This is a genomic window from Arthrobacter sp. NicSoilB4, from assembly GCF_019977335.1.
In the GTDB taxonomy this organism is placed as follows: Bacteria; Actinomycetota; Actinomycetes; order Actinomycetales; family Micrococcaceae; genus Arthrobacter.
The window spans coordinates 769,458-783,842 of sequence record NZ_AP024653.1 but is presented as its reverse complement, the minus strand read 5'-3'; the positions used below and the strand labels follow the sequence as shown (position 1 = coordinate 783,842).

At 66.4% G+C, this 14,385-nt stretch carries 11 protein-coding genes; 2 read left to right on the top strand and 9 right to left on the bottom strand.

Annotation, left to right across the window (positions count from 1 at the left end; translation table 11 throughout):
• Positions 1-47: 47 nt before the first annotated feature.
• The 5 genes from LDO13_RS03675 to LDO13_RS03655 all read right to left on the bottom strand — a co-directional run bounded on the left by LDO13_RS03675 (position 48) and on the right by LDO13_RS03655 (position 7,145).
• Complete coding sequence (locus LDO13_RS03675; protein WP_224048713.1) at positions 48-2,279, bottom strand: AAA family ATPase; 2,232 nt, start codon at positions 2,277-2,279, stop codon at positions 48-50.
• A gap of 103 nt (positions 2,280-2,382) precedes the next feature.
• On the bottom strand, positions 2,383-2,661 hold the full coding sequence (locus LDO13_RS03670; protein WP_224048712.1) for a hypothetical protein: 279 nt from the start codon (positions 2,659-2,661) through the stop codon (positions 2,383-2,385).
• 118 nt (positions 2,662-2,779) lie between these two features.
• On the bottom strand, positions 2,780-3,208 hold the full coding sequence (locus LDO13_RS03665) for a thioesterase family protein (protein ID WP_224049654.1): 429 nt from the start codon (positions 3,206-3,208) through the stop codon (positions 2,780-2,782).
• A 65-nt stretch (positions 3,209-3,273) separates the two neighbouring features.
• Positions 3,274-5,217: an ABC transporter ATP-binding protein gene (locus LDO13_RS03660; RefSeq protein WP_224049653.1), complete on the bottom strand. Its 1,944-nt coding sequence runs from the start codon at positions 5,215-5,217 to the stop codon at positions 3,274-3,276.
• A 194-nt stretch (positions 5,218-5,411) separates the two neighbouring features.
• Positions 5,412-7,145 carry an ABC transporter ATP-binding protein gene (locus LDO13_RS03655; protein WP_224048711.1) on the bottom strand — a complete coding sequence of 578 codons (1,734 nt, stop codon included), beginning with the start codon at positions 7,143-7,145 and terminating at the stop codon, positions 5,412-5,414.
• 460 nt (positions 7,146-7,605) lie between these two features.
• On the opposite strand from LDO13_RS03655, the gene LDO13_RS03650 reads away from it, so the two are divergent.
• Together LDO13_RS03650 and LDO13_RS03645 are read left to right on the top strand one after the other, a co-directional pair.
• A complete protein-coding gene (locus LDO13_RS03650) occupies positions 7,606-8,355 on the top strand; it encodes a hypothetical protein (protein ID WP_224048710.1) in 750 nt (249 codons plus the stop codon).
• Between the two features lie 77 nt (positions 8,356-8,432).
• The gene (locus LDO13_RS03645) at positions 8,433-9,197 is read left to right on the top strand and encodes a class F sortase (protein WP_224048709.1); all 765 of its coding nucleotides are present in this window, start codon (positions 8,433-8,435) and stop codon (positions 9,195-9,197) included.
• 14 nt (positions 9,198-9,211) lie between these two features.
• Here LDO13_RS03645 and LDO13_RS03640 read toward each other — a convergent pair whose 3' ends face one another.
• The 4 genes from LDO13_RS03640 to speB all read right to left on the bottom strand — a co-directional run bounded on the left by LDO13_RS03640 (position 9,212) and on the right by speB (position 14,377).
• Entirely contained in the window at positions 9,212-10,942 is a 1,731-nt protein-coding gene (locus tag LDO13_RS03640) for an MFS transporter (RefSeq protein ID WP_224048708.1), read from the bottom strand.
• Positions 10,943-10,952: 10 nt separating this feature from the next.
• Complete coding sequence (locus tag LDO13_RS03635) at positions 10,953-11,432, bottom strand: MarR family transcriptional regulator (protein ID WP_224048707.1); 480 nt, start codon at positions 11,430-11,432, stop codon at positions 10,953-10,955.
• Positions 11,433-11,615: 183 nt separating this feature from the next.
• Positions 11,616-13,292 (bottom strand): thiamine pyrophosphate-binding protein, encoded by a 1,677-nt coding sequence (locus tag LDO13_RS03630; RefSeq protein ID WP_224048706.1) that lies wholly within the window; start codon positions 13,290-13,292, stop codon positions 11,616-11,618.
• Complete coding sequence (gene speB / locus LDO13_RS03625; RefSeq protein ID WP_224048705.1) at positions 13,289-14,377, bottom strand: agmatinase; 1,089 nt, start codon at positions 14,375-14,377, stop codon at positions 13,289-13,291. Before speB ends, LDO13_RS03630 begins: the two co-directional genes overlap by 4 nt.
• Between the last annotated feature and the right edge of the window lie 8 nt (positions 14,378-14,385).

Here is a 14,385-nt window from a genome sequence, read left to right as displayed (position 1 = left end):
GGACCGGCTGCGAACCCGGTGCGCCGTGGCTGGCCGGCTTCGGCTGGCTAGACGCGCGCAAGGCGGTCAAGCAGCGGGTCCAGTCCGAACCGCTCCTCCAGCTGGGCCCGGTTCAGCTGGCCATGGTAGTGCTCCTCCAGCAGCGGCATCAGCTCGTACTTCCAGATCCGGCGTAGGCCCTTGGGCGTCTGGGCGGACTTCTTCATGAAGTAGGACGGGCCGATCATGAGGTCGCGGTCCCACTCGTCGATGGCGTCGTTGAGCGCGTCCATCAGCAGGGCCGGCGTCGTATCCAGGTCGCGGGCCTGCAGGAACCGCAGCAGCGAGCCCTTCACCGGCTCCGTCTTGGGGTGCAGCTCAATGAAGGAGAAGCGGCGGCGGATGGCGGCGTCCATCATCGCAATGGACCGGTCGGCGGTGTTCATCGTGCCGATGATGTAGAGGTTGTCCGGCAGCGTGAAAGGCTCGTTGGGGCTGTACTGCAGGTAGATCCGGTCGTCGCGGTATTCGAGCAGGAAGTACAGTTCGCCGAACACCTTCGCGAGGTTCGCCCGGTTCATTTCATCGATGATCAGGAAGTACGGCTTGCTCTCATTCCCGGGCTTGGCCGCCTCTTCCGCGATCCGGCGCAGCGGCCCGGCCACAAGCTTGAAGGACACCTGGCCTTCCTCGGTCTTGTCCGGGCGGAAACCCTCGAAGAAGTCCTCGTACGCGTACGAGGGGTGGAACTGCACCAGCTTGACGCGTTCGTCGGTGGTGTCACCGGCGAGCTGGGCGGCCAGGTGCTTGGCAAGGTAAGTCTTGCCCGTGCCGGGCGGACCGTACAGCACCAGCTGGCGGTTCTCCTCCAGCAGTTCGGCGATCTCCTGCAGCGGCTCCAGGTCCATGTGCAGGGACGCGGCGAACTCCGGTGTCAGCGGGCGGAACCCTTCACAGGCAGGCTCGACGACGGCGGCCGGCTCGTTGTCGTCGCCGGGCTCAGCTTCCGCTTCGGCGGGCAGCAGCGCTTCGAGGGCCTGGATGACGCGGGTGATGTCCACAATGATGCCGGAGGTGGCCAGCTGCCGCTGCACGTGGCGGGGCAGTTCAGTCATGTCGTGGGTTTCGTCGAACCAGCGGACCTTGCGGCGCAGCCGGCGGTTGTCCTCGTGGTGTTCAGGCTCGCCGAGGACCACACCCACCCGGACGGTGCCGGAGCTCTGGTAGAGCGTCAGGTCGCCGGGCTTCATCACGGTCAGGAAGGCGAACACAGCCGTCTTGGTGTCCTCACGTTCGACGTAGCCGAGGTGCTTGTAGTCCTCGTCCACGGCGTGCTGGACCAGCCCGGCGGTGACGCCGGGGTCCAGCAGGCGGAGGTGCTCGACGTCGAGCGTCACCGATTCCTCGGCCTGCCAGGTGCCGAGGAGTTCGGCGTTGTCGTGGTGGGTGCGCAGCAGCCAGGCGCGCCGGCCGGGGTCGCCGACCTTCCGCCACTGACTCACGAGCTGCCGGGAGTACCAGTCGATCCTTTGGCCGGCCTGCTCGTCGAGGTGCAGCCGGATGCGGTGGATGTCCGCGGAAATTTCCTCGTCGGTGTCGCCCTTCGCCCCGCCCACCAGGGAGGCAAAGGCGTCGCGGATTTCCTGGCGCTCGACGTCGGCCACGACCGGCTCGAAGTAGCTGGGCCAGACCAGGAACTCGATGCTGCGGCGGATGGCCGGTTGGTCATCGGGTGTGCCGGCCACCAGCTGGTGGAAGGCCAGCGGATCCTTGACGGCCGCCGCGACGGCGCCTGCCGGCCGCTGCGCGACGTGCTGCACGAACCGGCAGAGCCATTTCAGGTGGTCCCAGATGGTCCAGTTGAACTCCGCGGTGCGGTCCCGGATGACACCGTGATCCGTCATGCCCGCGAACAGCTCGTCCGGCAGTTCGAGCGGCGGCTCCAGCCAGGACGCGGCCTCCGCCACCCGCGCGCGTTTGACCTTGAGTGATTTCACCTCGTGGGCCAGCGGCAGGGACTGCAGGAAAAGCAGCTCCACGGCCAACTGCTTGGCGCCCCGGGAGGCGTCCTGGAGGTTCTGCCGCAGGTTGGTCATCATGGGGGCTTTGGGGTCCGGGACCCCGCGTTCGAGGCGGTCGAGCAGCTCCGCGGCGGCCTGCACCGACCACGTTTTGGTGCGTCCGTCCAGGGCAGACGGTTTACCGTGCAGCCCTGGCCCCAAGACAAACCACGCAGCGTCTTCGATCTCCTTGGAGATGCCGAGGGCGCGGTGCATGGCGGGCTTTTTGGATGGGGTCATGCTTTCAATTTACAGGCTTAAGCTGACAACCCGCATCACGCGGCGCCCGGATGCTACTGAGAAGTAGGTTCGAATGAGCGGCCTGCCCTCCCTTCAGCCGTTCCTACTTGGCTGCGGCATGCCGCTTGACGCCAAAGGTGAAGTAGCTGCCCGGGCCGACGAAGTTGATCAGCGTGGCAACCCGCCACATCGCCTTGCTGCCGCGGATCTGATCCGCGGGGCGCCGGGTGATGTCCGTCTGGGCCGCGACAAGCAGCGAGAGCTGGACGACGGCGGCTGCGATGGTTCCGAACTTCGCCGTCGGCGAGAGGTCCTTCCATGCCTTCTTCCGGGCGATCATCTTCCTCTTATTGGCAATCATCTGTGCTCGTTTGTTCACCATGATCTGTGCTCCTTGGCTTCGGGGCTCACTGCCCGCGGACAGTTCATTCTAGGGACGATCCGAAGAGCGAGGTAGAGGCCATAGGACCGGTTCCGCTTGCCCGTTGGGACGGGCTGGCTCACCCGGAGTGAACCGGCGTGAGGCGGGCGAGCTTCCCTTTCTGCTCCGGCGTAAGCCTGAGCACCCGCCCCGTGGCCTCGTCCACGAACGCCAGATGGCTCGTGGCCCGAACGCAGTCCTCACGGGTGACGGGGTCCTGGACGAGGTAGTGGATGTCGAAGCTGGCACCCTTCACCGCGCCGATCCACAGCTGCACCAGGGCCGGCACATTGCGGTATTCGAGGGTCCGGACGTAGCGGATCTTGTGCTCCACGATCAGCGCCAGCGTCCCCTCCGGGACCTCGTTGAACAGAGGTACCGGAGGCTCGATGCCCGGCAGCCCGGAGCCCCGCGGCGGGCCGAAGGCCGCGATGCGGGCTTCCTCGAGGATCCGGACGATCTGGACGTTGTTGATGTGGCCGTAGGCGTCCATGTCGCCCCAGCGCATCGGGATCTGCACCTCGATGCGCCGGGACACAGACTCTGCGGACTCCGCCCCGGCGCCGGCGGCGCTCAGCTGTGTACCGCCGTCGCGTCGTCAGCCGTGTTTTCCGCGAAGGCCATCTCTGCGTCCTCGCCGGCGAACTGGGACATGTACAGGCGGTAGTAGGCGCCCTTGAGGTCCAGCAGTTGGGCGTGGTCGCCCTGCTCCACGATCCGGCCGGCCTCCATCACCAGGATGGTGTCGGCATCGCGGATGGTGGAGAGGCGGTGGGCGATCACGAAGCTGGTGCGGTCGGTGCGGAGGGCGGCCATGGCCTTCTGCACGAGCACTTCGGTGCGGGTGTCCACCGAACTGGTGGCCTCGTCCAGGATCAGGAGCGACGGATTGGCCACGAAGGCCCGGGCAATGGTGATCAGCTGCTTCTCGCCTGCGCTGACGTTGTTGCCTTCCTCGTCGATGACGGTGTTGTAGCCGTCCGGAAGGGCCCGGACGAAGCGGTCCACGAAGGTGGCTTTCGCCGCCTCCATCACCTGTTCCTCGGTGGCGTCCAGCTTGCCGTAGCGGATGTTGTCGTAGATGGAGCCGCCGAAGAGCCAGGCATCCTGGAGCACCATGCCCACCTTGGCGCGCAGCTCAGCACGGCTCAGGTGGGTGATGTCGACGCCGTCCAGGGTGATGCTGCCGCCCTGGAGCTCGTAGAACCGCATCACGAGGTTCACCAGGGTGGTCTTGCCGGCACCGGTGGGACCCACGATCGCGACCGTGTGCCCGGGCTCTGCGGTGAAGGACAGGTCCTCGATCAGCGGCTTGTCCGGGGTGTAGCTGAAGGTGACGTTGCGGAAATCGACGTGGCCGTCGGTCTTGGCCGGCAGCTGCTCGGTGGCGGTCTCGGCGTCCTGTTCCTCGGCGTCGAGGAATTCAAACACGCGTTCCGCGGAGGCGACGCCGGACTGGAGCATGTTGGCCATGCCCGCCATCTGGCCCAGCGGCTGGGTGAACTCGCGCGAGTACTGGATGAACGCGGTGGCGTCGCCCAGGCTCATCCCGCCGGACGCGACGCGGAGGCCGCCGACGACGGCGATTCCAACGTAGCTGAGGTAGGACACGAACTGCATGACCGGCATGATCATGCCGGAGACGAACTGCGCGCCGAAGCTGGCCTTGTAGAGGGCGTCGTTCCGCTCGTCGAAGCGGTCCAGCATGTCGGCGTCGCGGCCGAAGACGCGGACGAGGTCGTGGCCGGAGAAGGACTCCTCGATCTGGCCGTTGAGCTCGCCCGTGTTCTTCCACTGGGCGGCGAAGAGCTTCTGGCTGCGGGAACCGATGATGCCGGCGGCGACAGCCGAAAGCGGCAGTGCGACCAGGGCAATCAGCGCCAGCTGCCAGGACACGATGAACATCATGATGACGATGCCGATCACCGTCAGCGCCGAGTTCACCAGCTGCGCGAAGGCCTGCTGCAGGGCCTGCTGGATGTTGTCCACGTCGTTCGTGACACGGGAGAGGATGTCGCCGCGCTGCCGGGTGTCGAAGTAGTTCAGCGGGAGCCTGTTGAGCTTCTTCTCCGTGTCGTCGCGCAGCTGGCGGACCACCCGCATGACCAGGATGTTCAGGACGTAGCCCTGCAGCCAGAGGAAGATGTTGGCGACGAAGTACATCACCAGAACCACGCTGATCAGGAACGCGAGCTCCTGGAAGTCGATGCCGACACCGGGGATGACATCCATCTTGGCAAGCATGTCCGCGAAGTTGTCCTGGCCCTGGGCGCGCAGGCCCTCGACGAACTGCTCTTTGGTGCCGCCGGCCGGCAGCTGCTTGCCGATGACGCCGCCGAAGATCACGTCCATCGCCTGGCCAAGGATCCGGGGCGCCACAACGTTGAGGACGACGGCAACCGTCACCATCGCAAGCACGGCGATGATGCCGGCCCGCTCCGGCTTCAGCAGGCCCATCAGCCGCTTCGCGGAGGGCCAGAAGTGCTGGGCCTTCTTGGCCGGAATGTCGCCGAACATGCCGCCGTCGGCTTCGCCCGGCCGGTACTCCTCTTCATAGAAGTCATCATCGTCCGGCTCGGCGCCGGTAACGTGCGCGCCGGAGAGCTGCGATTCGGGAACCAGCGGTTCGGGGGTCTGCGAGTCGGGCGCCGTGGAGGCCGGCTCTGAGGAGTTCCGCTTCCGGGAGTCGGGCGAGACGTTCTCTTTGGTGCTCATGCCACTGCCTCCGCGGTCAGCTGGGATTCGACAATTTCCTGGTAGGTGCTGGAGCTCTCCAGCAGTTCTTCATGCGTGCCGCGGTCCACGATCCGTCCGTTGTCGAGCACCAGGATCTGGTCGGCGTCGGCGATGGTGGAGACGCGCTGGCCGACAATGATCACGGTGGCATCGGTGGTCTTCGCCTTGAGCGCGCGGCGGAGCCTGGCGTCAGTGGCGACATCGAGCGCGGAGAAGGAGTCGTCAAACAGGAAGACCTTGGGCTCGGTGACGAGGGCGCGCGCGATGCAGAGCCGCTGGCGCTGCCCGCCCGAGACGTTGGTGCCGCCCTGGGCAATCCGGGAGCCGAGCCCGTTCTTCTTCTCGCGCACAAAGTCCGCCGCCTGGGCCACCGTCAGGGCGTCCCAGAGTTCCTCGTCCGTGGCCTCGGGCTTGCCGAAGCGCAGGTTGTGCTCGATGGACCCCGAGAACAGGTAGGGCCGCTGCGGCACCATGGCGACGCGCTGGGTGATTTCAGCCCGGTCCAGGTGGGTGACCGGGACGCCGTCGAGCAGCACCTCCCCCGAGGCTGCGTCGTAGAGCCGGGGCAGCAGGGCCAGCAGGCTGGACTTGCCGGCACCGGTGGATCCGATGATCGCCACAGTCTGGCCGGGCTCGGCAGTGAAGCTGATGTCGCTGAGCACCGGCGCTTCGGCGCCGGGGTAGGCGAACGACACGTTCCGGAATTCGACGCGGCCGGCCTTTTCAGCCGGCGCCACGGGGGCGAGCGCCTCGTGGATGGAGGGTTCGACGTCGAGCACCTCGCCGATGCGGTCCGCGCAGACCGAGGCGCGGGGAATCATCATCGCCATGAAGGTACCCATCATGACCGCCATCAGGATCTGCAGCAGGTACTGCAGGAAGGCCGTGAGCGCGCCGACCTGCATTTCACCGGCGTCGACCCGCTGGCCGCCGAACCAGAGCACTGCGGCGGTGGAGATGTGCAGGATCATGCCAATGGCCGGGAACATCAGCACGAAGAGCGAGCCGATCTTCAGTGACACGTCCGTCAGTTCCTTGTTGGCCGCGCCGAACCGCTCGGCTTCGTGGGGTTCGCGCACGAAGGCGCGGACGACGCGGATGCCGATGATCTGCTCGCGCAGGATCCCGTTGAGCCGGTCGATCTTGACCTGCATGGACCGGAAGAGCGGCATCAGGCGGACCACGAGGTAGCCCACCACCACGATGAGCACCGGCACGGAGACCCAGACCAGCCAGGACAGGTTGAGGTCCTCGCGAAGGGCCATAAAGATGCCGCCGATGCACATGATGGGGGTGGCCACCATGAAGTTCAGGCCCATCAGCATGAGCATCTGCACCTGCTGGACATCGTTGGTGCCGCGCGTGATCAGGGTGGGGGCGCCGAAAACGTTGACGTCCTTCGCGGAAAAACTAGTGACCTTGCGGAACACGCCGCGGCGCAGGTCGCGGCCGAACGCCATGGCGGCCTTGGACCCGAAGTACACCCCCGCGATCGCGGTGGCGACCTGGATCAGCGCCACGCCAAGCATCACGCCGCCGGTCCGCCAGATGTAGTCCGTATCGCCGCGCGAGACGCCCTCGTCAATGATCTGGGCGTTCAGGCTGGGAAGGTACAGCGCCGCGATGGTGGAGGCGAGCTGGAAGAAAATGACTGCCCAGATGTATGGCAGATACGGCTTCGAATAGCGCCGTATGAGAGTGACGAGCATGCCCACGAGTCCTTAAGGAAATACCGAATAAATGAGGCTGGAGAAGGTTCTGGCGAGGGAACATCCACCGGATGCTCCTATTACTAGCAGAGGGGGCCGACAGCCATAGCCATCCAACTCTACGAAACGACCGGCCCGCGGGGAACATCGGCGACGGAAAATCATCCAAACGGCGTACTTTTCGTAGCTTTGACGGACTTCCTCACCTTGGGTCCCAGTAGTTACCCGTAGTTACCAGTAGTCACAGTAGTACCGGCAAAAAAAGAACCGGTAGCCCACGGGGTAGCGATTACTCGTGTCCGCGAGCGTTCATCGACCTAGCGTGAAGTTGTCAGCAACTGGACAACTCTGCAGGGGAAACGAAGGTTATCTGGGAATCTTCGATGAGCGGTCGGCTCGGCCACGAGCCCCCACCCCCAGCAGTCTGGTCAGTCCAAAATGATCCAGAAAGAGCACTGCCATGAAGAAAGTCCTTGCAGCGGCCGGCATTGCCGGCCTTGCCCTACTAGCGACCAGCGCCCCCGCTTTTGCCGGCCCAGACGACAAGATCACCATCTGCCACGCGACCGGCTCGGACTCTCATCCATACAACGAAATTACGATCAGCGAGAACGGACTCAACGGACACAACGCCCAGGGCGTGCACGACGACGACATCGTTCCGGCCCCGGCCGGTGGGTGCCCGGGTGGCGACAACGGGAACAACGACGACGATGACAACGGCTCGGATTCGAAGAAAGTCACCATTTGCCACGCAACGGGATCTGAGGAGAACCCCTACAACGTCATCACCATTTCCGAAAAGGCGTGGCTGAACGGGCACAAGGACGGCCACAACGGCAACGCCGACATCTACCCGGTCCCTGCCAAGGGCTGCCACGAAGCTGATGACGACGACGAGGAAGAGAACCCGGGCGGCGGTGGCGGAACCACTGAGCCGCCCACGGTTGTTCCTCCGGCGGTTGTTCCTCCAGCGGTTGTTCCTCCAGCGGCGGTGCCGCCCGGAGCGGGCGCAGCCGCTGTAGTGCCTTCGGGCGCCGGGGCCGCCGTTGCGGTCAACCGCGGGTTCAACGCTCAAACCGCCGTTTCCAACAGCTCCGACGCCGGGCTTCCGGGGTGGGCGGCTGGCCTGGCGGCACTGCTCGCGGCCGGTTCTGTGGTCGCCTTGCGGCGCCGGGGACGCGGGCAGGGCGCGGACGCAGCCATCTAGCGGTTGCGTTGGCGAGGGGACACCGGATCCAAGCGGGTCCGGTGTCCCCATCGTTCCGAACTCACGAAGGAGCTCCGATGCCCTTCCGCCACTCCACCGCCCGGCACTCCCTGGCCCGTGGCGCAACGACCGCGAAACACCAGACCTGGAACCGCGGCGATCTGCTGATCCTGGCCTGCGGACTGGCCGCTTTCCTGGTCTTGGCCTATCTGTCCGGGCAGGGAACGCCCGCCCGGTCCGATCTGGCAGCCAGCCTGCCGGCAGCACCGGCACTTGTGGCTCCGGCAAGCCCCAGTCCCGGCCCGCTGGAGACGGCCGCCGTCGCTCCGGGCAAGGTTGCGGCCGGCAGCGCAGCGCAAGCGGCGCCTGCACCGCCACCTGCGCTGCCCCTGGCGGCGGCACCCGTCCGCATCGTCTACCCGTCGGCAGGCTTCGACGTCGTGGTCCACTCCCTGGATCCAAGCCCAGCCGAAATCGAAGCCCAAACCATCGTGCCGCCCGTGTCCTTGGACGGTTACTGGGTCACAAACTTCGGCGTTCCCGGGGCGGGATCCACCAACACGACCTACATCATGGGCCACAGCTGGGAAGGCCGGGACGCACCGTTCAACCGGCTCAGTTCGGCCGCAGCCCCCGGGGACATCTTCGAAGTGACGACGGCCGCCGGACAGATCCGCTACCGGGTTGACTCCATCTCCACCGAAAATAAGTCCTCACTCAAGGACAATCCGATCTGGCAGGTCGTTCCCAACCGCGTCGTCATCATCAGTTGCTACACGGAAGACCTGTTCGGGAAAAACGTTGTGATCGTGGCCTCTCCGTTCCCCGAACCCGGGCCATAACCAAGCTCCCCCGTTCAGTTGCCCCGGCGCTGGCTTTCCCGCTGCCGGCCGAGGACGTCAATGAACTCCCGGTCGAGGTCGACGATTCCGGTCCCGGCCAGCGGGCTGGCGGATGACGCCGCGGCGGGGGCCGCCGACTCGACCGCAGTCGCGGCGGACGGGGCCGGGCCGCCGTCGTCGATGCCGTCATCGCCTTTGGCGGAGGGACTGACGATGTCCACGGTGCGCCGCAGCGGCTGTTCCTTGATGAAGAGAATCGCCACCAGTGCGACCAGGCCGATGACCGCGGAAATCATAAAGATCTGCGCGGTGGCGTCACCGTAGGCGGCCCGCATGATTTCCCGGACGGGCTCCGGCATGTCCTTGAGGTCCATGCTGGCGCCGGCACCGCCGCTGACGGTAATCCCCGCGGCGGCGAGTCCCTCGGTGGCGAGTTCCTTCACCCGGTTGGCCATGACGGCGCCCAATACGGAGACACCGATGGCACCGCCGACCGACCGGAAGAACGCCACCGAGGCGCTGGCGGTTCCGATATCGCTGGCCCGCACGGTGTTCTGCACCGCCAGGACGAGGTTCTGCATCAGCAGGCCGAGGCCGAGGCCGAGGATCGCAGTGTAGACACCGGTCTGCCAGAGCTCAGTGGTGTGGTCGATGGTTCCGGTCAGCCCCAGGCCAGCGATCAGGAGGATGGCGCCCGCGAGCAGGTACCGCTTCCATTTTCCGGTCCGGCTGATCAGCTGCCCGGAGACGACGGAACCGATCAGGTTGCCGGCGATCATCGGGAGGGTCAGGAGCCCGGCTTCGGTGGGTGATGCGCCGCGGGCCACCTGGAAGTACTGGCCGAGGAAGGCGGAGGAACCGAACATCCCGACGCCGACGGCGATTGAGGCCAGGATGGCGAGTGCGGTGGTGCGCTGCGAGATGATCTTCAGCGGAATGATGGGCTGCGGCACCCTGGATTCCACCAGGACTAGCAGGGCCAGCAGGACCACGCCGCCACCCACCATGGCCGCGCTCTGCCAGGACAACCAGTCGTAGTAGTCCGGGTTGCCGGCGAAGGACACCCAGATCAGCAGCAGGCTCACGCCGGAGGTCAGAAGGATGGAGCCGAGCCAGTCGATCTTCGCGGGGCGCCTGACGTGCGGCAGTTTCAGGGTGACCTGCAGCAGGATCAGGGCGATCACGGCGAGCGGGACGCAGACGAAGAACGTCCAGCGCCAGCCCAGCGGGCTGTCCACGATGAAACCGCCGAGCAGCGGTCCCCCGGCAGTGCCAACAGCCATAACGGCGCCCATGTAGCCGGAGTACTTGCCGCGGTCGCGGGGCGGGATGATGGAGCCGATGATGGCCATGGCCAGCGCGGTGAGCCCGCCCATGGCGATGCCCTGGATGACGCGGGCGGTCAGCAGCAGCGGGATGGTCTCCGACAGGCCCGCCATGACGGACCCGGCCACGAAGATCACGATGCTGAGCTGGACCAGGAGCTTCTTGTTGAAGAGGTCGGCCAGCTTGCCCCAGATTGGGGTGGTCGCGGCATTGGCCAGCAGGGCAGCGGTGATGACCCAGGCGAAGTCAGTCTGGGTTCCGTGCAGCTCGGACATGATCGTGGGCAGGGCGTTCGCCACGATCGTGCTGCTGATGATCGCGGTGAAGAATGCGGCCAGCAGGCCGGTCAGGGCTTCCATGATCTGGCGGTGGGTCATCACCGCCGGCGGTGCGGGGGGCTGTTCTGTGATTGCTGCCATGGGGCGCTCCTCAAACAATTTCGGTCGTGGTGGTGGATCCGGCCGTCGTTGCCCGGGCTGATGTCCTGAGGGACTCAGCAAGTTTCTGGAGGGTGTTCGTTGTCTCTTCGACGTCCTGCTCGCTCCAGTCCTGCAGGAAGCCAAGGAGTGTCGCGGCGCGCTGGTCCTCGATGAAGCGGAGTTTCTCGACTCCTGACGCGGAGAGCGCGATCAGCTGCGCCCGTCCGTCCAGGGGGTCGGGCCGGCGGACCACGTAGCCCTGCTCCTCCAGTTCGGCAATGTGCCGGCTGAGGACGGGGGCGCTGACTCCGAGCCGGTCCGCGAGCCTGGTGGCCCGGGATTCCCCCTCCCCCACGAAACGCAGGACACCCTGGAGTGCCACTCCGGTGTCCTCGCCGCGGAGTTTCAGGGCGGCGACGCAGCGGACGGCGCGTTGCAGGTCGAAGATCTGGTGGACGAGTTTGGCTGCGGTGTCCGGCGCGACTGCCATCACGGCTCCCTATTTCTTGCCTTTATTGGCTTTGCTTGCCTTAGGCAACAAATATAGCAGGAATTTAGTTACTTTGGGAAACTAACCCTGTTTTGCGATGCCCGCGGCTTAAATGCCAAGCGCGGACCGGCAGCAGTGCTGCCGGTCCGCGCCGGGCATTTTGAGCAAGGAGCTGAGCTTGGCTCAGGCCTCCAAATGGGTGGGGGCGAACATCTTGAGCAGGGTTTCGACGACGACGACGTTCGGCCCGTCGGCGGCGAACCCCGCCCTGAGCGCGTCCCCGACATCCTCGGGGGCCACCCGGACTGCGGGGACGCCGAAGGCCTCGGCCAGCTTGACGAAGTCGGGACGGGCGAGCTCGGTGGCGGTGGCCTTGCCGAACGCGCCGACCATGTATTCGCGCAGGATGCCGTAGCCGCCGTCGTCGACAATCAGCCAGGTGACCGGAACGTTGTGCTGCTTGGCCGTGGCCAGTTCGGAGATGGAGTACATCGCCGAGCCGTCACCGGACACCGCGAGCACGCGGGCATTTCCAGCAGATGCGCCGCCGGGCGTGCCGGTGGTTTCCAAGCCGACTGCGCCGCCGATCGCCGCGGGGAAGCCGAAACCGAGTCCGCCGGCGCCCTGGGCGGAGTGGAACTGGCCTTCGCGGGCGTCCCAGCAGCTCCAGGCCCAGTAGGCGGAGATGGTCATGTCCCAGAACGTCTGCATGGCGGAGGGAACGGCTTCCCGGATGTCAGCCATGAACTTCAGTTCCTTGCCGAGGTCCTGGGATTCCAGCCGGGCCTTGACTTTGGCCAGGGTTTCCTTGACCAGGGTCTCCGGTGAGGTGCCGTGCCAGTCCGCGCGCTCTCCGTGCGGTTCCGTCAGGGCGGCGTCGAGCGCGGCGAGTGCCTGGCCAGCGTCGGCCCGGATACCCAGGCCGGGGCGGTTGGATTCCAGCACGCGGGGTTCGGCGTCGATCTGGATGATCCGGCCGCGCGGCTCAAAGGTGAAGTAGTTGGAGGTGACCTCGCCCAGGGAGGAGCCGATGACGATCAGCACGTCGGCGTCCTCGAGCAGCTCCGTCATGTGCTGGTCCTCGATCCAGGCCTGCAGCGAGAGCTCGTGGCTCCACGGGAATGCGCCGTTGCCGCCGGGGGTGCAGATGACCGGCGCGCGGAGCTTCTCCGCAATGGAGAGAAGCGACTTCTCGGCCCGGCCGCGGCGGGTGCCGCCTCCGGCGATGATGGCGGGACGTTCCGCCGTCGAGAGCCATTTCACTGCCTCGCGGACGAGTTCCACGCGGGGCGGATTGTCGGCGGCTTCGGCGAGGGCGTCCTCCACCGGGGGCACCATGATGGGATCCAGCAGGACGTTCTGCGGGATTTCCAGCCAGACGGGGCCCTGCGGCGAGGAGATCGCCTCGGTCCAGGCGTCCTGGATGGCGGAGGGAATGCCGGAGGCGTGCTGGATCAGCCGCTGGCTCTTGGTGACGTTGGCGGCCGAGGCCTTCTGGTCATCGAGCTGGTGCAGCATGCCCTTGCGGCGTGCGCCGAGTCCTTCCAGCGGGATCTGGCTCGCGACGACCACCATGGGAACGCCGGTGGCGTAGGCCTCCTGCAGCCCCGCCAGGGAGGTCAGTGCGCCGGGGCCGGTGGAGAGGAAGAGTACGCCGACCTCGCCGGTGGCGCGGGAGTAGCCGTCCGCGGCGAAGGCCGAGTTGTTCTCCACCCGGGAGGAGACGAAGTGCAGGTTGCCGCGGCCCATGGCGTCGAAGAGACCCAGGGCGTGCTGGCCCGGAATGCCGAAGACGGTTTTGGCGCCGAGCGCCTCGAGTGTCTCGACGACGAGGTCGCCGCCGTTGCGCACGCCGGTCACTGGGAGACCCCGCTCTCAACACGCTGGGACGCCGGCGTTGCGAAGCCGGCCGGGCGGCGGGATTCCTGGCCGAGGGCCTGCGCGGCGTAGCCGGTGGCCGCACCGAACCGGTCGCCTTCGACCGCACGGTCTGCCATCAGCGTGACGAGTTCGTAGGCCACATGGCTGGCGGCGACGCCGGTGATGTCTGCGTGGTCGTACGCGGGGGCGACCTCGACGACGTCGGCCCCGACCAGGTTCATGCCGCGGAAGCCGCGGATGATTTCCAGCAGCTCGCGGCTGGTGATGCCGCCGGCTTCCGGGGTTCCGGTGCCGGGCGCGTGGGCCGGATCCAGCACGTCGATGTCCACGGAGATGTACAGCGGGCGGTTGCCGATCCGGTCGCGGACCTTGGCGACGGTTTCCAGCACACCCTGGTAGTAGACGTCGGCGGAGGTGACGATGCCGAAGCCGAAGCGGTGGTCGTCGTCGAGGTCCTTCTTGCCATAGAGCGGGCCGCGGGTGCCGATGTGGCTGATGGCCTCGGTGTCCAGGATGCCTTCCTCGACAGCGCGGCGGAAGGGCGTGCCGTGCGTGTATTCCGCGCCGAAGTAGGTGTCCCAGGTGTCCAGGTGGGCGTCGAAGTGGAGCATGGCGACGGGCTCTCCGGCGCGTTCCGCGGCAGCGCGCAGCAGGGGCAGGGCGATGGTGTGGTCCCCGCCGAGGGTCACCAGTTTGCTGCCGGAGGCGGTCAGGTCCAGGGCGTTCTGCTGGATGGTCTCGATCGCTTCATTGATGTTGAAGGGATTGACGGCCATGTCGCCGGCGTCGGCCACCTGGATGTTTTCGAAGGGGCTGACGTCCCAGGCTGGGTTGTACGGGCGCAGGAGGCGGCTGGCTTCGCGGATATGGTTGGACCCGAAGCGGGCGCCGGGGCGGTACGAGACCCCCGAGTCGAAGGGCACGCCCACAACGGTGACGTCCGCCTTGGCGACCTGGTCCAGCCGCGGCAGGCGCGCATAGGTGGCGGCTCCCGCGTAGCGCGGGATGCGGGATGAATCGATGGGGCCAAGGTTGCCATTGGCCTCGATGCGCAGCTCTTCCAAAAGAAAGC

What these genes read in the sequence shown, in the direction of transcription:
- LDO13_RS03635 (WP_224048707.1), bottom strand. Translation starts at nt 11,432, where the DNA reads ATGGCAGTCGCGCCGGACACCGCAGCCAAACTCGTCCACCAGATCTTC.
- LDO13_RS03665 (WP_224049654.1), bottom strand. Translation starts at nt 3,208, where the DNA reads ATGCGCTGGGGCGACATGGACGCCTACGGCCACATCAACAACGTCCAG.
- LDO13_RS03675 (WP_224048713.1), bottom strand. Translation starts at nt 2,279, where the DNA reads ATGACCCCATCCAAAAAGCCCGCCATGCACCGCGCCCTCGGCATCTCC.
- LDO13_RS03655 (WP_224048711.1), bottom strand. Translation starts at nt 7,145, where the DNA reads ATGCTCGTCACTCTCATACGGCGCTATTCGAAGCCGTATCTGCCATAC.
- LDO13_RS03640 (WP_224048708.1), bottom strand. Translation starts at nt 10,942, where the DNA reads ATGGCAGCAATCACAGAACAGCCCCCCGCACCGCCGGCGGTGATGACC.
- LDO13_RS03650 (WP_224048710.1), top strand. Translation starts at nt 7,606, where the DNA reads ATGAAGAAAGTCCTTGCAGCGGCCGGCATTGCCGGCCTTGCCCTACTA.
- LDO13_RS03660 (WP_224049653.1), bottom strand. Translation starts at nt 5,217, where the DNA reads ATGTTCGGCGACATTCCGGCCAAGAAGGCCCAGCACTTCTGGCCCTCC.
- LDO13_RS03645 (WP_224048709.1), top strand. Translation starts at nt 8,433, where the DNA reads ATGCCCTTCCGCCACTCCACCGCCCGGCACTCCCTGGCCCGTGGCGCA.
- LDO13_RS03670 (WP_224048712.1), bottom strand. Translation starts at nt 2,661, where the DNA reads ATGGTGAACAAACGAGCACAGATGATTGCCAATAAGAGGAAGATGATC.